Source organism: Anaerobium acetethylicum, from assembly GCF_900096945.1.
Taxonomy (GTDB): Bacteria; Bacillota; Clostridia; order Lachnospirales; family Lachnospiraceae; genus Anaerobium; species Anaerobium acetethylicum.
This window is the reverse complement of sequence record NZ_FMKA01000047.1, coordinates 1-18,207: the sequence shown is the minus strand read 5'-3', so window position 1 is coordinate 18,207 and position 18,207 is coordinate 1. Positions and strand designations below refer to the sequence as shown.

The 18,207-nt window shown below is 48.1% G+C and carries 12 protein-coding genes and 6 tRNA genes; all 18 read right to left on the bottom strand.

Translation table 11 applies throughout. From position 1 onward, the window contains the following. Nucleotides 1-76: 76 nt before the first annotated feature. The 18 genes from BJR36_RS20810 to proS all read right to left on the bottom strand — a co-directional run bounded on the left by BJR36_RS20810 (nucleotide 77) and on the right by proS (nucleotide 18,084). Complete coding sequence (locus BJR36_RS20810) at nucleotides 77-2,248, bottom strand: RHS repeat-associated core domain-containing protein (RefSeq protein WP_242875667.1); 2,172 nt, start codon at nucleotides 2,246-2,248, stop codon at nucleotides 77-79. A gap of 1,392 nt (nucleotides 2,249-3,640) precedes the next feature. Further along, nucleotides 3,641-3,712: transfer RNA gene (locus BJR36_RS18410), tRNA-Gly, on the bottom strand. 72 nt (nucleotides 3,713-3,784) lie between these two features. Further along, nucleotides 3,785-3,855, bottom strand: a tRNA-Gly gene (locus BJR36_RS18405). A 93-nt stretch (nucleotides 3,856-3,948) separates the two neighbouring features. Then, a tRNA-Phe gene (locus BJR36_RS18400) sits at nucleotides 3,949-4,021 on the bottom strand. 35 nt (nucleotides 4,022-4,056) lie between these two features. Next, a tRNA-Leu gene (locus BJR36_RS18395) sits at nucleotides 4,057-4,142 on the bottom strand. A 22-nt stretch (nucleotides 4,143-4,164) separates the two neighbouring features. After that, nucleotides 4,165-4,246: transfer RNA gene (locus BJR36_RS18390), tRNA-Tyr, on the bottom strand. 137 nt (nucleotides 4,247-4,383) lie between these two features. Further along, complete coding sequence (locus tag BJR36_RS18385; protein ID WP_091236895.1) at nucleotides 4,384-6,540, bottom strand: glycoside hydrolase family 13 protein; 2,157 nt, start codon at nucleotides 6,538-6,540, stop codon at nucleotides 4,384-4,386. Nucleotides 6,541-7,079: 539 nt separating this feature from the next. Then, nucleotides 7,080-8,909, bottom strand: coding sequence for an ATP-dependent zinc metalloprotease FtsH (gene ftsH / locus BJR36_RS18380; RefSeq protein WP_091236894.1), 1,830 nt, complete (start codon nucleotides 8,907-8,909; stop codon nucleotides 7,080-7,082). A gap of 60 nt (nucleotides 8,910-8,969) precedes the next feature. Further along, the gene (gene hpt / locus BJR36_RS18375) at nucleotides 8,970-9,488 is read right to left on the bottom strand and encodes a hypoxanthine phosphoribosyltransferase (protein ID WP_091236893.1); all 519 of its coding nucleotides are present in this window, start codon (nucleotides 9,486-9,488) and stop codon (nucleotides 8,970-8,972) included. Further along, entirely contained in the window at nucleotides 9,481-10,929 is a 1,449-nt protein-coding gene (gene tilS / locus BJR36_RS18370; protein WP_091236892.1) for a tRNA lysidine(34) synthetase TilS, read from the bottom strand. The genes hpt and tilS overlap by 8 nt, the downstream gene beginning before the upstream one ends. A gap of 199 nt (nucleotides 10,930-11,128) precedes the next feature. After that, a tRNA-Met gene (locus tag BJR36_RS18365) sits at nucleotides 11,129-11,202 on the bottom strand. A gap of 159 nt (nucleotides 11,203-11,361) precedes the next feature. Further along, nucleotides 11,362-11,685: an FtsB family cell division protein gene (locus BJR36_RS18360; RefSeq protein ID WP_091236891.1), complete on the bottom strand. Its 324-nt coding sequence runs from the start codon at nucleotides 11,683-11,685 to the stop codon at nucleotides 11,362-11,364. A gap of 11 nt (nucleotides 11,686-11,696) precedes the next feature. Further along, entirely contained in the window at nucleotides 11,697-11,936 is a 240-nt protein-coding gene (locus BJR36_RS18355) for an RNA-binding S4 domain-containing protein (RefSeq protein ID WP_091236890.1), read from the bottom strand. 91 nt (nucleotides 11,937-12,027) lie between these two features. Next, nucleotides 12,028-12,303, bottom strand: coding sequence for an HU family DNA-binding protein (locus tag BJR36_RS18350; RefSeq protein WP_091236889.1), 276 nt, complete (start codon nucleotides 12,301-12,303; stop codon nucleotides 12,028-12,030). A gap of 120 nt (nucleotides 12,304-12,423) precedes the next feature. Then, nucleotides 12,424-13,134 carry a nucleoside triphosphate pyrophosphohydrolase gene (gene mazG / locus BJR36_RS18345; protein WP_091236888.1) on the bottom strand — a complete coding sequence of 237 codons (711 nt, stop codon included), beginning with the start codon at nucleotides 13,132-13,134 and terminating at the stop codon, nucleotides 12,424-12,426. Nucleotides 13,135-13,212: 78 nt separating this feature from the next. Beyond that, nucleotides 13,213-14,946, bottom strand: a complete 1,734-nt coding sequence (locus BJR36_RS18340; protein WP_091236887.1) for a phospho-sugar mutase — start codon at nucleotides 14,944-14,946, stop codon at nucleotides 13,213-13,215. Nucleotides 14,947-15,198: 252 nt separating this feature from the next. Further along, complete coding sequence (locus tag BJR36_RS18335) at nucleotides 15,199-16,554, bottom strand: CCA tRNA nucleotidyltransferase (protein WP_091236886.1); 1,356 nt, start codon at nucleotides 16,552-16,554, stop codon at nucleotides 15,199-15,201. A gap of 96 nt (nucleotides 16,555-16,650) precedes the next feature. Continuing rightward, a complete protein-coding gene (proS, locus tag BJR36_RS18330; protein WP_091236885.1) occupies nucleotides 16,651-18,084 on the bottom strand; it encodes a proline--tRNA ligase in 1,434 nt (477 codons plus the stop codon). Between the last annotated feature and the right edge of the window lie 123 nt (nucleotides 18,085-18,207).

Below are 18,207 nucleotides of genomic sequence, written 5' to 3'. Positions count from 1 at the left end.
TAGTAAAAAAGCAAATATTTTTTTCTATCATCAAAACAACAGTCTATCAGTAGAATTTACTTTTTCAAAGTGGAATTTACTTTTTCATTTCACCAACAGGATTGTTTAAACAATAGGCAAAGAGATTATACTGCAAGAGATTATCCTGCTCTTCAAAAAGCATCTCAATATCATCAGCATTAACAAACCTGCCCCACTCCGGATTATAGTACCTGCTCTGCAGATAATACAGCCCCGTCTCGTCATCATACCGGTACCCTCTGTAACGATACGGATTCTCCTCGCCTACCGTCCCCGCAAGGCTTCCGGTAGTCGAAACCAGTTTTCCCCAGGTGTCATAGGTATAGCTTACCACCTGCGTCCCTGTGCTGTCAAACAGCCCGATGATGTCCCCCTGGGCGTTCCTTATGTAGTAGTAGCTCGTGCCGACATAGCCGATCCTGCTTTCGAAGTCCCCTGAGACCGCTGCGCCGTTTACGTATGCCGTGTTGCTGTTGGTGCTGTTCTCGTGCTTCCAGACCCCTACCGTCTCGGACGGATTATCGAGCACCCAGAGGTACTCTCCCGGAGCCTGGGGCGCAAAGCCCAGCTCCAGCCACTGGTTGTCGGTGAAGTCATGGAAGGTCTTGCTTGCGACCGGTGTCTGGGCGATGGTCGTGCTGTAGCTGGTATCCCACCGGTACAGGCGCAAGGTGAGGTCTCCGATGTTGTTGTTCCAGCTCGGGCAGCATACGCTTACCTTACTGAAGGTGGAGGCTGCCGTCAGCTTCTCTGCCGCGCTGCCAGTCCCTGCGATCTGGACCGGACTGTGGGAGCCCGTATTCTCATAAAGGTCTGCAGTTCTGTATTCCCCCCTATCCATGCTGACCAGGTTTCCGGAGGAATCGTAGGTATAGTGGATCCGGGTGGTGCCGTCGCTTTCGCTGATGACCCGGTCCCCGGCCAGCTGGTAGCTGGTCGTGGTTCCGTCCACGGTCTTGGACGTCCGTATGCCGGCGTCGTTGTATTTGCAGGTGATGGCCTTTCCGTTTCCTGACATGGAGGCGAGCTGCCTGCCTTCCTCCCATCCAAACGTCCAGCCGTCATAGGCCAGGGGATTCCCGATGGCGTCGTAGGTGATGGCCTTCCCGTCATAGCTTGTCAGCTTGTCCTTCCAGCTGCTGTCTTCGTAGCCGTAGGATACTGTCGATATGGGCGTGCCGAGGCTTCCCGTGGTGTAGGGATAGGTCGTCTTGTCCAGGATGTTTCCGCCCTGGTCATAACGGTAGATGACGGTCCTGTCAAGCACCTGGCTGTCCTCCCGGACGACCTCGTTCAGCTCGTTGTAGGAATACCGGATGGCCTGTCCGTTCTGGGTGATGGTCGCGATGTTCCCATTGCTGTCATAAGTATAAGAGATGGCGGCACCGTTGTTGGTGATGGAACCTACCCGCGTGGTCTGGGAGCCTTCCGCTCCCGGCAGATACCCGTAGGCCGTCGAATAGACGGCCGCTCCCGTGTCCACGCTCGTTCCCGTCAGCCTTGCCAGGGAATCATAGCTTTGGGTGATAGTGTTCTCCGATGCCCTCGTGAAGGTCGTCGCCGTGGGCCGGTTGTCCTTGTCGAAGGCATAGCCGGTCTCATAGGTGCTGCCGCCTGCCTGTTCCGTCACCAGGTTCCGATTGCTGTTATTGTCATAGCCGTAGGCCAGGTAGTTTCCATTGGGTTCCTCCACCCTGGTCAGCCTGTCCGACAGGTCGTAGCTGTAGCGGAAGCTCGTTCCGTTCACGTAGTCTTCCAGATAGGCAAGGTTTGCGGCCGCGTCGAACCGGTAGCCCGTCCTCTGCCTGACCACCGTGATCCGGATCGCCTCGATCCCCAGGGAACGCCCCATGGTGCCTGCCATCTGGCCGTCCTGGACGGGATCCATCCATCCCAGACCCTGGACATGCACCTGGTACTGGACGGTGTAGCCAGCCGGCGCGCCCTCCAGCTTGATGCACACCGCCTCCATCCGCCTGCTCTGGCCGATTGTTCCGGCCGTTGCTCCGTCGTATGCCCAGCCCTGCCATCCGATATCCTGGACATGAGCCTGGTACTTGATATGCATGCCAGCCGGAGCGTCTGACAGGCTCGCCGCCAGGGATTCCAGACGCAGCCCCTGGCCGGTCGTTCCAAGCAGCGTCCCGTTTCCGGCCACCGTCGTCATGCCTACGTTCTGGATGTTACCGCTATAGGTGATGTTCTGGGGATTGTCGCCGCTGTACACCTTCCCGATGGCGTTGTCGTTCCCGTCGTACAGGGTGGACACCTTCTGCCCGTTCCCGTAGGCCGATTCGAGGAGCTTTCCAGTCCTCCCTTCATAGCTGTTGGCTATGAGGGTCTGGGCACCTGCCGCCACAGACGTGCAGTTGCCCAGGGAATCGTACCCGAAGCTGTAGCTGAACCCGTTGTGGGCGATCTGGGATATCCGGTCTTTTACGTAGGTGTAGGAATTCGTCACTGCCTGGCCGTCTGCGGTCTTTGAAACGGAGGTCAGCCGGTTCATGCTGTCGTAGGCGTAGCTGGTGGCCTTCCCGTTCGCATCCGTGATGCCGGACAGGGTTCCTTTTGCCATGTCGTAGCTGTAGCCCACTGTATTCCCGCTGCTGTCCGTCATGGAGCTGATGTAGTTCCCGTCGGAGGTATAGGCAGCCGACGAGCGGATGTAGGCAGCTGCATCCCCGATTTTCGTTGTCAGGGGATTGCCGCTGGCGTCATAGGTGAAGCTGTAGACCACGTTCTGGGCCGAGGCGGCCTGGGTGATGTTGTGGTTCCCGTCATAGCTGTAGGTGAAGGAGCTTCCCTTCGGATCCGTTGCGCTGATCAGGTTGCTGCTTCCATCGTAGGCGAAGGTGCTGCTGTTCTTTGCGATGTCCGAGACTGCCGTCAGGTTCCCCTTGCTGTCATAGCTGTAGCTGTCCCCGAACTCCTCCTTGTACAGCTGGATCCCGTCGAACCAGGCGGTGTTCGCATTGCTTTCGTAGATCACATAGATGTCGATCCGAACATAGGCGATGGGCGCCTTGATGACGTCGCTCAAGTACTGCCAGTCGCCGCTGTTCCGGCTGAAAGGGAGGCTGACCCAGCTGGCGCTGCCGGAAGCCGGCACGAAGGCCGCCCGCACATCGAAGGCGCCACTTGGAACGGAGTCCCCCTTTGCCCAGGCGCCCAGGCTGAAGGTGTCTCCTGCCGAGCCGGACAGGTAGACGGCTCCTCCTATTCCCTTCATCGCTCCATAAGTGCCTCCCACCTTCAGCACCGTGGCATCCAGGGTCTTTGGATGGTTTAGATCCGTCGTGGCCACCAGGCCGTCCCCACCTGCCAGGTTCGTATTCCACCAGCCTGGCGGCACGGTTCCCGTTCCCGAGAAATCCCCGTTTTCGACCAGGTTGTAGCGATTTGCGACGCTGCCCTCCTCCAGCTGGATGTCAAGTGTAATCAACCTGTCTGTACGCAAAAAAACAGGAAAGCTTGTAAATTCAAGCTTTCCTGCCTTATCTAAGTCATCCATTCAACTAAGCTCAATCGGCGCTGAAGCTTGATTTCACTAAGTTTCAGGATGTGCTTTCTCACTAAAAAATCCAGCTGAAAATCAGCTGGATTTCAAGTGTTCAATATAAGCACGAGACGGGATTCGAACCCGCGACCCTCGCCTTGGCAAGGCGATACTCCACCACTGAGCCACTCGTGCAGATATAAAAGATGTAATGTGCATTCACACTAAATTCAAACTTCGACTCGTTTTCATTAAGTGTTCATTGCAAGCGGGTGATGGGAATCGAACCCACGTATCTAGCTTGGAAGGCTAGTGTTCTACCATTGAACTACACCCGCAAAATATTGTTTTGCTTTTCAAGTTTGTCCCACGGGCAACTTGCTTAAATATTGTATCACAGCTTTTCGAAACTGTCAACAGTTTTTTTAAAGTGCCCAGAGCCGGAATCGAACCAGCGACACGAGGATTTTCAGTCCTCTGCTCTACCGACTGAGCTATCTGGGCATACTTCTGTTGCTATCGGATATTTGATGATACAATGCCGGCGACCGGAATCGAACCGGTACGGGAGATTAGTCCCGCAGGATTTTAAGTCCTGTGCGTCTGCCAGTTCCGCCACGCCGGCATAGAAGATGAAATCTTCTGAATGGATGGAGAAGGATTCGAACCTTCGAAGTCGTCGACAACAGATTTACAGTCTGCCCCCTTTGGCCGCTCGGGAATCCATCCATATTAAGCAGCTGGGATCTTGCGATTCCACTAACTTATTTAGTCCTGACAATATATATTTATACCATAGATTTCCATTCAGCGCAAGAAATATTTTCATTATTTTTCAAAAAATATACAAAATTTTTCCTGCGCTGCTATCTTTTCTTTCTGAGTATGAGCGATGTGACCTTCGGAATGGTAAGTGCGATTTTTCCGTCCTTCACTTTTCGTTCAAGAATCCCTATGGAATATCCCATTTCCGTCGTCCCCATGATCTGCTCAAGTATGTCATCATCCTTAATACCTGTTTCCCAGACCTGGACTTCGATACAGATCTCACCGGGATTGTTATTGAATACCACGATAATCTGGTCCTTCTCGTCGAACCTTCCGTATGCAAGAACATTATATCCTTTGTTCAGAATTTTTATGGAGCCGTTGACCAGGACCTTATTCTCCTTATGGATCCTGATAATTTCACGATGGAATTCGATCAGCTCATAATCTTCCCTTCCCCATGGATAAGTCCTGCGGTTGTCCGGATCGGTAAATCCACAGACGCCTGCCTCATCACCATAATAGATTGTAGGTGCTCCCGGCCACGTCATCTGCATCACGACAGCTTCCCTGAAGATCCCTTTGTTGATCCCGATGTTCGCCGCCTCAGGTCCCAGATCCTTGACCCTCCCGCGCCTTCTGTTGGTCCTTGTGAGGAATCGGGAATGGTCATGGTTTGAAAGCTCGTTCATGGATACCACAAGTGAGGGAAAATAAAAATCCGCCATGTGGTTTATCATTGCGCATTCGAAGCTGTCTGCGTTTCCAAGGAGCTCTTCCCTGTACTCGTCGCTGTGCTTCTCCATACCTGTCAGGAACCACGTTATCGGCTCCATAAAGGCATCGTAGTTCATAACAGTATCCCATTGGTCACCCTGCATCCACGGCCTCGGATTGCCATAGTGTTCAGCCACGATCAAAGCCTCCGGATTGGCTTCTTTGACCGCATTCCTGAACATTTGCCAGAACTTATGGTTAAAGTCGCTGCTGTGACCCAGATCGGCAGCAACGTCGAGACGCCATCCGTCTACATTGAATGGGGGCGACACCCATTTTTTTCCGACCTCAAGGATGTACGCGCAGAGGGTCGGCGACTCCTCATAATTCAATTTTGGAAGGGTACTGTGACCCCACCAGCCATCATACTCTTTGTTGTAAGGCCAGGCATTCGGGTTATTGAATTTGAAAAAGCTGCGGTAGGGGCTGTCGCCGGATATGTATGCTCCCTTTTCATAACCGAATTCATTTTCATATATTCTTTCGCCATCCAGCCATTTATTGAAGGACCCGCAGTGATTGAACACGCCGTCCAGGATAACTTTCATTCCGCGCGCATGGATTTCCTCTACAAGCCTGACGAAAAGCCTGTTGCTTGCCTCCAGGTTCTCTTTGTCCGTGACACGCTCAATATACTTGGTTGCATAGATATTTTCATCGTCCCCCTCTTCCAGAACTTCACCGCCGTCGTTGACGATGACTCCGAAATGGGGATCTATATAATCATAATCCTGTATGTCATATTTATGGTTCGAAGGCGAAACGAAAAGAGGATTGAAATAGATGGCATCTACTCCGAGTCCCTTGAGATAATCCAGCTTCTCCATGACGCCTGCCAGATCCCCTCCGTAAAACTCCCTGACGTCCATCGGTGCAGGATAGCGGTTCCAGTCAGTCACCTTGACGGTTCCCTCTTTGATATAGATATATTCCCTTTTCTCGACATCATTGCTCGGATCCCCGTTGTAGAAACGGTCCACAAAAATCTGGTATATCACTGCGCCTTTTGCCCATTCCGGCGTGTGGAATCCCGGAACTATGCCGAAACACCACTGCATCTGAACGTCGCAGGCTACCCCGCGTTTGTCATAATAATAGGTTTCATAATCGACCTGGATTTCAAAATAGTAGAAAAGAGTTTCTGCTCCTACCTGCGTTTCGGCCTGAAAATATTCAAACCTCGTCCCATCCTCAGCTCTGAGCCTGTCCATTTTTATCCTGCTGCAGCCTGCCACCAGATATATGGCATCTACATTATTTTTTTCCGCACGAAATTTTATCCTCACAATATCGTTTTCCTCCGGTTCAGGAGGTGTACGGTAGGAAGGACTTTCGTCGCTGAAAAGGGCTCGTCTGTTGAATGGAGATTTCTGCACCTGGATTACACCCTGCTTATCAGCAGTAGGAAATTCTCCCGCAGTACCCGGCTGATTCTCCAGAGGCAGCTGTTTGTTTAGGTCTATTGATTCAAAATCCATATTGTTTCTCCTTTGCGCAAACAATATTTCCGCATATGCCGTTAACTTATCAGGTGAAAACAAATGCCGGCTGCGCCGTCGCTTGTTTTCCTTCTGATAAGGCTAGATTAAGAGAAGTAAAGAGCACTTCTCTTAATACTCCAGAACTTCGTTCTGTCGTTAACTTATCAGGTGAAAACAAATGCCGGCTGCGCCGTCGCTTGTTTTCCTTCTGATAAGTTATATTTTAGTATAATTCATATAATTATACAACCACCATATAAAGATATTTTTCCATCTTTTCCCATTTGGTGGATAGTAAAAAAGACAGCCTCACGATGTGCTGTCTTTTTTAGGAGAAGGTATTTCTTTTCTTATGGGGTGTAGCAAAAACTATATAATGTATTGGGGGGGGGGTTTTACATTTGTTATTATAGCACTTGTATACCAATAAGTGTGCACAAACTTGAACTGTTTTTGAGCGTTATTTTGTGCTTTTTGCACTATTGCATATTTTTTTTGCACTTTCAGCTCGCCCCGGCCAGATTATTGTGTTCCTACTATGCCTGCTGTACCGTCTCAAATATGGATTCGAATTCTTCTCTTCCGATTTTTTCTTTCTCCAGGAGGAGTGCCGCGCACTTATGAAGCGCTTCTTCGTTTTCTTTGATGATGTCTGTTGCTTTCTTATGGCATTCATCTACAATACGCTTGACTTCGCTGTCGATAACGGTTGCTATCGATTCGCCATAGCTTCTCGTATGTGCAAGGTCTCTGCCTAAAAATACTTCATCTTCGTCTCCGCCGTAGCTGATTAGGCCTACTGCATCAGACATTCCGTACTGGGTCACCATTGCCCTTGCAATGCTGGTTGCCTGCTTGATGTCCTGGGATGCCCCTGTTGTGATATCATCGAATACAAGCTCTTCGGCTACCCTTCCGCCTAATGACACGATGATATCCTGCAGCATCCTGCCTCTTGTATTGAACATCTCATCCTTTTCCGGAAGCGGCATTGTATAGCCGGCTGCGCCCATTCCCGTAGGAATGATTGAGATCGTATAGATAGGCCCTACATCAGGAAGAACATGGAACAGCATCGCATGTCCTGCCTCATGGTAGGCTGTAATTCGTTTTTCTTTATCCGAAATTACCCTGCTTCTCTTTTCAGCTCCGATGCCGACTTTTACGAATGACTTGTCTATATCGGACTGCTGGATGAATATCCTGTTTTCTTTTGCCGCATAGATTGCAGCTTCATTCAGGAGGTTTTCCAGATCTGCTCCGGTAAATCCGGCCGTGGTCTGGGCAACCTTCTTAAGATCAACATCGTCGCCGAGAGGCTTTCCTTTTGCATGGACCTTGAGGATCTCCTCACGTCCCTTCACATCCGGCCTTCCTACGCCGACCTTCCTGTCAAAACGTCCCGGTCTTAAGATAGCCGGATCCAGTATATCGACACGGTTTGTTGCCGCCATGACAATAATGCCTTCGTTCACTCCGAAACCATCCATTTCAACAAGAAGCTGATTGAGCGTCTGCTCCCTTTCATCATGTCCTCCGCCGAGTCCGGTTCCCCTTCTTCTGGCTACGGCATCGATTTCATCGATGAAAATGATGCATGGAGCATTTTTCTTGGCATCCTCAAAAAGATCCCTGACACGGGAAGCACCCACACCTACGAACATTTCAACAAAATCAGAACCAGAAATGCTGAAGAACGGAACTCCCGCTTCACCTGCAACTGCCTTCGCAAGAAGAGTCTTTCCTGTTCCCGGAGGTCCCACCAGAAGAACGCCCTTCGGGATTCTTGCTCCCACCTGTGTGTATTTCTTTGGCGACTTGAGGAAATCAACGATTTCTTCAAGTTCTTCCTTCTCTTCATCGAGGCCTGCTACATTTTTAAAGGTCACCTTCTTATTTTCGCCGGTCGTCATTTTTGCCCTGCTCTTGCCGAAATTCATCACCTTGTTTCCACTGCTTCCGCCTGCTGCCTGATTATTCATAAGAGTAAATATGAAAAACGCAGCTACAAGGGTGATCAGGCACGGGATAACGGTCGTCATGATCACGCTGTCCCTTCGCACGTCCGTTATGACGGTTTCCACATCATAGTCTTCCATAAGCGTAATCACATTGTTAACGTCCGAAATGTACAGAATCTTGGCTGTTTCATCCTTCAGGGTTATCATAAGTTCACCTGTAGGAACCTCTTCATTCTGCCTGATCTCCACCTTTGTTATCTGCTTGTCCTCAAGGGCGTTTACAAATTCCTTGTAGCTGTAGTCCGTATCGGCATTCATCGCATCTCTGTTGAAGAGTGTTGAGATAAACAGCACAACCGCGATTAATACAAGGTAGAATCCTAACCCCTTAAAACGCTTATTCATAATGTCCGCCTCCCTTTTGTCTGTTTTTTTGTCCTGCTTTTCGTCTCGCCCGCTGCTGCTTTACTGCACCACTCCGATGTATGGAAGGTTTCTGTACTTCTGCTGGTAATCAAGACCATATCCGACAACAAATTCATCCGGGATACAGAATCCGACATACTGGACATCCACTTCCACGACCCTGCGCTCCGGCTTGTCCAGAAGCGTGCAGAGAGTGATGCTTTTCGGATTCCTCTTCTGAAGTATGTCTACCAGATAGCTGAGAGTCCTTCCTGAATCAATGATATCTTCAACAATAATTACTTCCTTGCCTTCCAGGGAATCGTCCAGATCTTTTGTGATCCTGACCACGCCGCTCGACTCGGTTGCATTTCCATAACTGGATATGGACATGAAATCCATGGATACGGGAACCGTAATCCTTTTCGCAAGTTCGCACATGAAGAATACGCCGCCCTTCAGCACACAGATCAGGTGCACTTCCTTTCCTGCGTAGTCCTCGCTTATCTTCCTTCCGATTTCCTCTATTTTTCTGTCAACTTCCTCTTCCGTCACCAACACTTTAATGTTATCAGACATTTTCCTTACCTCCATTTATTCTTACAATTAAAATCCGCTTCGTCTCTTCCGTGACTTTATATGCTTCACTTATCCGATGGCCAAATACCCATAGGATATGGCTTCCGTCCGCAAGAAGCAGAATCCTGTCCCGCTCTTCGGCCGGTATCTTTTCATCGATCAAATATGCCTTAAGCTTTTTTCTTGCACCAACGGAATTGACCTGGATATAATCTCCGCTTTTTCTGGTTCTTAACTGCAAATTAAATTTAATTTTATCATAATCGAACCATTTCGTATATGTTTTTTCCGGAATTTGTTGATTTTCCGCCCTTGTTATCAGGGAAAATTCAATATCCATTCCCAGGCTTTCACACCTGCATGTCCCCGGTACCAAAACCTCAATCTGCACTTCCGGGACACGTTCCCCAGCCGCTTTCTGCCGGCCATGTCTGGCTTGCGGGAGGCCTTCCGGTTTTTTTTCGATGAAAATTTCGTTGTATCCCCGCCTTGCTATCAGTCCGTCCGGAAGAGTTACATATCTGCCTACCTGCCGGCCTTTCAGTCCGAGCACATCCTCGATGTTTCTTCCCGAAATATTCTTAAGCCTGTTCAGCACTTTTTCAATACTCATCCGCATGATATATTCCTGTATGATGGTTTCCTGTTGTTCAAAAGCCTCAAGCATAATAACATTTCCCGACGGTTCTTCCACCACACACCGGTCATATGCTGCCAATGCGTTTTTTTCAATAAACTCTTCTGCCTGCCTGAGGTATTTCGAAGCCTCCGAAATATGATCCAGAGCCCTGCTGTTGATGGTCTCCTCCACATAGGGAAGAATGTTCAGCCGTATCTTGTTCCTCGTATAATCGTCTTCAAAATTGGTATAGTCCGAGCGGTAGGATATCTTCCGTTCGCTCAGATACGCTTCGATCTCTGCCCTTGTAAGGCAGAGCAGAGGCCTTATGATATTGCCGCGCTTTGGCGGAATTCCGCAGAGGCCTTTTACCCCTGTACCCCGAAACAGATTAAGAAGCACCGTCTCCGCATTGTCGTTCCGGTTATGGGCAACGGCGATCCTGCTGCCTCCCCATTCAGAAACGATCTGGCTGAATGCATCATATCTGGCAATCCGTCCTGCCTCTTCCAGAGATATCTTTTCCTTCTTCGATGTTTCATTGATATTGACTGAAAACAGCCTGTATCCGATTCCATTCTCGCTGCAGAGGGTCTCTACAAACTTTGCGTCCTCTAACGATTCATCGCCCCTCATGCCATGTTCCACATGCACGACAAAAATCTCAATCGGGATCTTCCTGCTGATTTCAAGGAGCATAAAAAGGAGGCACACCGAATCGGCTCCTCCCGAAACGCCCGTCACAACTCTGTCTCCAGCTTCCAGCAGCCCGAATTCTCTTATATAGCTTAAAACTTTATTAACCATAACTGCTCCATCCATATTCTGTCAGCTTTGCGTCTGTTTTTTCAGGCAAATCGGAACATCTGTCTCTTCCACTTTGTTTTCAAGCGGTAAAATCCCTTTATATGTTAAATATAATGGAATAGTCGAAAAATTGCAAGCAGATGCTCTCATTTTCAGAGAAAACAAAAATCCTCTCCATCATTCGTGGAAAGGATTTTTGTTTTTATTATTTTAGTAGCGGAAAAGGGATTTGAACCCATGACACCACGGGTATGAACCGTGTGCTCTAGCCAACTGAGCTATTCCGCCGCAACTGACGAATTACATTATATCTATTTTACCGGTTCTTGTCAATAATTTTCACACATTATTTCCAACATTTTTTCAGCCGCTTTTTTCGGCATTTTCTCTGTAATAGTCAAAAGCCGTTTCCCGAAGTCCGAAGGCTTCCAAAAACGGCTTAAAAGACTAATCGGCCGCCTTAAAGATGATCTCGTCCTCGTAAACGAGGCCAAGCTTTTCTTTGGCAACCTCTTCTATATATTTCTTTGTCTTCACATATTTCTCAAGTTCCTGGATCTCTTCCGTTCGCTTCTGCTCTTCTGCAATCTGCTCCTGAAGGACCTTTTCCTTGTGGGAATATTCAAGATTTTTGTCATGGAGCCTGAGGCAGTTTACGGCGACGACAATAAGCACCATGATAAGAACCGCACCGATTGATACCATGCCCAGTTTATTATCCCTATTGCTCCTGTTGCTCCATCTTCTCTTATTTCTCCGCCTTTTCTCCATGCCAGCACCTCTTACAGATATTTATACAGTTCCTTGGCTTCATCTTTTCTGACCGTTTCCTGCACGTCAAGAACTTCAACCCTCACAGCCTTCGTTCCGAACTGGATCTCGATTATATCTCCTGCTTTGACGTTTACGGATGCTTTCGCTACCTTGTCGTTCACAAGGACCCTTCCGGCATCGCATGCCTCGTTTGCTACGGTTCTGCGCTTTATCAGCCTTGAAACCTTTAAAAACTTATCAAGTCTCATTATACCACTCCTGTCTTTATTTGTGGGCTTCTTTTTATGATTTTTAAAAAAATAGAGAACCGCTTAGGTTCTCTACTCTGTTCTTCGCTTATTATGCGTTGATCATATCTTTTAATGCTTTTCCTGCTTTAAATTTAGGTGCTTTAGAAGCTGGAATGTTCATTGGTTCGCCGCTCTGAGGATTTCTTCCTTCTCTTGCTGCTCTTTCAGAAACTTCGAAAGTTCCGAAACCAACTAGCTGGATTTTTTCACCTTTTGCTAATTCTTCTGCAATAACATCGATAAATGCTTTTAATGCTTTTTCTGAATCTTTCTTTGATAATTCTGTTCTGTCAGCGATAGCTGCAACTAATTCTGCTTTGTTCATGGATAACTCCTCCTCTAATTTTCTTCATGTTGATAATTTTGCTTTCAGTAAATATATGGTCACATTTTTCTGAATCAAAATCTGCTATAAATATGAGAAATCCCTTGCTTCCGTTAAGTTCTAGATGCTAGTGCTTTCAAGTTTATTTATAAACGTTTCCGTTACATTTGTCAAGGAATTTTCAGCATTTACGCCTAAGTTTTTTGCCAGATTTATTGATTCAAACAGGATTTCTCCAATTGCTTTTTCCAGTTCATGGGGCGTCATCTCCCCTGCCTGCTGTTTAAGCTCCGATGCAAGACCCTCAATTCTGGTTATATTTTCCTCTGATGTGCTATGGAATTTGTAGGTTTTCTCCGCCTTTTTCTGGATTTTCTGGGCTCTGATTACAGACGGAAACGCCTTGGGAACGCCTGAAAGTTCGCCTGGTTTTTCAGGCCTGTTGAGTGAAATCTTTTCCAGTCTTTTTATTTCATCCCAGTTTTTCAGCACTTCTCCGGCATCTGCAGCCTTCTTTTCGCCAAACACATGAGGATGCCTTCTGACCAGCTTCCTGCTGATTCCGTCAATGACCTCATCCATGCCGAACCTTTCGCCTTCCGATGCGATCTGGCTGTGCATCACGACCTGGAGAAGGACGTCTCCCAGCTCTTCGCAGAGGTTTTCGTCATCCCTGTTGTCTATGGCTTCAATCACTTCATAGCATTCTTCTATCAGGCAGGTTTTGAGGCTTTCATGGGTCTGTTCCCTGTCCCAGGGGCAACCGTTCACGCCGCGAAGGGTCTGAACAATTTCTAACAGATCTTCATAGGAATATTTCTTCTTTTTCATGATTTTCAGAACAGAAGGATCTCCGCATAGAGACCCCGCTGCTCCCCCTCCTCCCTTAAAAGCCTGGTTAACATAGACTTAAAGCATTGCCTCGATCATTTTTACTACGCTCTCGCCAAGTGCTGCTGATTTTTCATTTGCATCTTCAAGGGAAGTTCCTTTTATGCCGTAATAGAATTTAACCTTTGGTTCCGTTCCTGAAGGCCTTACGCATACCCATGCGTCATCATTCAGGTCGTAATACAGCACGTTTGAGGAAGGAAGGCCTGTAGGCTTTGTCTCGCCGGTCTTCATGTCCTTGATCACATCCAGCTTATAATCCCTTGCAGAAAGGACTTCATATCCGCCGATCGTCTTTGGTGTGTCTTTTCTCAGAGTTTCAAGAATCGAGGCGATTTTTCCAAGACCTTCTATACCCTTTAACGTAATTGATTTTACATCATCTTTGTAATAGCCATAGATTTCATACATCTCGACCATTGCATCCCAGAGGCTCATGCCTTTTGTCTTATAGTAGGCAGCCGCTTCACAGAGGGCCATTGTGGCTACGATTGCATCCTTATCCCTCGCATAGGTTCCGATGAGGCAGCCGTAGCTTTCTTCAAATCCAAACAGGTAGGTTCCTTTTCCGCTGTTTTCAAAGCCCAGGATCTGCTGGCCGATGAATTTGAATCCTGTGAGGACCTCGATCAGTTTTACGCCATAGGCTTTTGCAATAGCGTCTGCCATATTTGATGTAACGATGGTCTTAATAAGCGCTCCATCCTCTGGAAGGCCTTTCAGCGCCTTCCTCTGGCCGATTTCGTAATGGGCGAGCAGGCATCCCGACATGTTTCCTGTAAGGGTGATATATTCTCCTGTCGCGGCGTCTTTCACATAAACGCCCAGTCTGTCGGCATCAGGGTCTGTTGCCAGAACGAGATCCGCATCCTTTTCCTTTGCAAGTTCAAGGGCAAGCTTGAATGCCGCAGCGTCTTCCGGATTCGGATAGCTGACTGTCGGGAATTCGCCGTCAGGAAGTTCCTGTTCTTTTACAACATATACGTTTTCAAACCCAAGTTCCTCAAGCACTCTTCTTACAGGGATGTTTCCTGTTCCGTGCAGAGGCGTATATACGATTTTCAGGTCTTTCTGGGCTTCTTTGATGCTGTCCCAGTGAAGCACCTGCTTCTTCAGCTCTTCGATGTACGGGTCGTCGATATCCTGTCCGATTACAGTATAGAGTCCTTCTGCAACTGCCTTTTCCTTGTCCATGGTCTTTACTGTAGCAAGATCCGTAACCTTTTTGACTTCGTCCATGATCCCGCCGTCATGAGGAGGCGTGATCTGTGCACCATCTTCCCAGTAAACCTTGTATCCGTTGTATTCCGGCGGATTATGGCTTGCTGTGATGTTGATTCCTGCGATGCATCCCAACTTGCGCACCGCATAGGAGAGTTCAGGCGTTGGCCTGAGGCTTTCGAAAACATATGCCTTGATGCCGTTTGCATTCAGGCAGAGAGCCGTTTCATCAGCAAATTCCGGTGACATTCTTCTTGAATCATAGGCAATTGCAACGCCTCTCCCCTGTCCGTTCACCTTTGCTATATAGTTTGCAAGTCCCTGGGTCGCCTTACGGACCGTATAAATATTCATCCTGTTTATTCCGGCACCGATAATTCCCCTGAGCCCTGCCGTACCGAACTCTAAATCGGCATAAAAGCGTTCCTCTATTTCCTTCTCATCCCCCGCAATGCTTCTGAGCTCTTCCTTTGTATCCTCATCAAAATACGGATTTGCCAGCCATTCTTCATAAATTTTCTTGTAATCCATCATTTACCTCCCTGATTTCTTATATTTATACAGATGTAAAACTGTATTTTCCTGAAGCGGTTTTATACAGATGTAAAACTGTATTCTCCTGAAGCGGTTTTATGCTGCTGTCACAAGCCGGATCTGGCTTATCAGGACGGGGCACTCCATCGCTCGTCTCAGTTTATAACAAGTATTATATACCAGTTTTGCCAAAAAATAAACCTTAAGAGAACAGTAACCCTCTGTTCTCTTAAGGTTTATAACTAACTATCAGGAATTCTCCTCGCCGGATATGATTTTCCTCACTTCTCCCAGCAGATAGTCCTTATCGTTGAATTCCGGATTTTCAAGGACAATCTCCAGCAGCCTGTCCAGAATTTCTCCGATTCCCCTGCCTGGCCTGACTCCCTCCCGGATAATATCCTTTCCGGTGACTGCGAGAGTCTTCAGGGAAACGCACTCCCTTGAATCCATGATTTCCTTATAGATCTGTGTTATTTCAGCAAGCATCGCAAGCTTCTCTTCCCTTTTGTACTCGCTCTGCGACAGGATGGCGGCCCGCCTTACCTTGAGAAAGCTTTCAAAAATATCTTCCCCGATTTTAAAGATGCTGTTCCTGACAGCCTTTGGTGTCGGCTCAATCTTGTAGTCATGCCACCTTACGAGCCTTGTGACCTTATCCATCGTATCGTTGTCGAACCTCAGTCGTTTCAGGATATTTTTTGTCATTACGGCACCCTCTTCGGCATGCCTGTAATAATGAGTCCTTCCTGCCTCGTCAATGGTCTCTGTCCTTGGCTTTGCCACATCATGAAGAAGCATTGCAAGCCTCAGCACCTTGTCCGCCTCTATGTGTTCGAGGGAATGCAGCGCATGCACGCCCACGCTGTAACAGTGGTGGGGGGTGGACTGGACAGTCTCCATCATGCGGTCGAGCTCAGGAAGGATGATTTTCGTTATCCCTGTTTCATATGCCGTCTCCAGCTGGTATGGATTGTCGGACACCAGCAGCTTCACAAGCTCTGCCTGTATCCTCTCTGCACTGATTGACGCCAGATTCGGCGCAAGCTCGCAGATCGCCTCTCTTGTTCCCGCATCTATGCCAAATCCAAGCTGAGCCGAAAAGCGGACAGCCCTCAGGATCCGCAGCGCATCTTCCCCGAAACGTTCCCTCGGCACTCCGACGCACCTGATCACCTTATTCCTTATGTCTTCGACGCCTCCGAACCTGTCCACGATCCCTTCACGGTCATTGTAGGCCATGGCATTTATGGTGAAGTCGCGGCGCCTCAGATCCTCGCTCAGATCAGGCGTAAAATGAACCTCGCTTGGGCGTCTGTTGTCCTGGTATTCGCCGTCTATGCGGTAGGTGGTGACCTCGAAGCCCTCTTTGTGCATCATGACCGTGACCGTGCCATGCTGTATGCCGGTATCTATGGTCCTTGGAAAAATCTCTTTCACCTGGAAAGGTGTGGCGGAAGTGGTTATATCCCAGTCGTCCGGAATCCTGCCAAGGATGCTGTCCCTGACGCACCCCCCTACGGCATATGCCTCATAGCCCCGGTTCTGGAGTCTGTCTATTATAATCTTCACTTTTTCAGGAAGCACGATCTTCCAGTCGTCCATATAGGGACCCTCCCTTAACATTTTTACATAAATATACAGGCGGCGCATAAAGCGCCGCCCCGTAATTCTTTGTTTTATCCACATGGGAACCGTTTTTTAGTACGCTTTTCCCCAATATACCATAGTTTTTGCAGGTTTTCCACAGCATATGCATGTATCCGCAATCTGCTCCTGCTCGAAAGGCATGCAGCGTGATGTTGCTGTCGTGTCTTCCTTGATTTTTTCTTCACATTCCCTGTCACCGCACCACATTGCTTTGACAAATCCTGGTTTTTCCTTGATTGCAGTTTTGAATTCCTCATAAGTTTTTGCTTCACATGTATGGGTATCCCTGTGTGTCCTTGCGCGTTCAAGCATTTCTGACTGCATGGTATCAAGGATTTCAGCAAGTTTTGTTTCCAGCTCGTCAAGAGACACTACTGTCTTTTCTCTTGTGTCACGACGTACGATCACTGCCTGGTTTGCTTCGATGTCTTTTGGTCCGATTTCGATCCTTACTGGAATTCCGCGCATTTCCTGCTCGCTGAACTTCCATCCCGGACTCTTGTCTGAATCGTCAACCTTCACGCGGAAGCCTGAAAGCCTGTCCTTTAATTCGAACGCCTTGTCCAGAACGCCTTCCTTATGCTGTGCAATCGGGATGATCATAACCTGTACAGGCGCGATTCTTGGAGGCAGGACGAGTCCGCTCTCATCTCCATGCACCATGATTACGGCACCGATGATTCTTGTGGACATTCCCCATGAAGTCTGGTGTGCATACTGAAGCTTGTTCTGCTTGTCTGTATACTGGATTCCGAATGCCTGTGCAAATCCGTCTCCGAAGTTGTGGCTTGTTCCTGACTGGAGGGCCTTTCCGTCATGCATGAGGGCTTCAATCGTATAGGTGGAATGCGCGCCTGCAAATTTTTCCTTGTCTGTCTTTCTTCCCTTGATCATAGGGATTGCAAGGATCTGTTCGCAGAAATCCGCATAAACGTCCAGCATCTGTACGGTTCTTTCCTCTGCCTCTTCTGCTGTTGCATGGCAGGTATGGCCTTCCTGCCATAAAAATTCCATTGAACGGAGGAACGGTCTTGTAGTCTTTTCCCAACGTACAACTGAGCACCACTGGTTGTATAATTTTGGAAGATCTCTGTATGACTGAACGATGTTTGAGTATAAGTCGCAGAAGAGAGTTTCTGACGTAGGCCTTACGCAGAGTCTTTCCTGAAGCGGTTCAAGTCCGCCATGTGTTACCCATGCAACTTCAGGTGCAAATCCCTCAACATGGTCTTTTTCCTTCTGCAGAAGGCTTTCAGGGATGAACATAGGCATGTATACGTTTTCTACGCCTGTTTCCTTGAATCTCCTGTCCAGTTCCTTCTGGATGTTTTCCCAGATTGCATATCCGTTAGGCCTTAAAATCACGCATCCTCTTACGCTTGAATACTCGATAAGCTCTGCTTTCCTTACAACATCCGTGTACCACTGCGCAAAATCAGTTTCCATGGACGTGATTGCTTCTACTAATTTTTTATCCTTAGCCATTTTTCTTTCTCCTTATAAATTAATTGTTTAGGCGTTTGATAAACGCCGCAACCCATTGATTTTACTGGGTTTTATTGCTTCATTTATATAAATTTTCTCTCCGCAAGTGGTAAAATAGAGGTA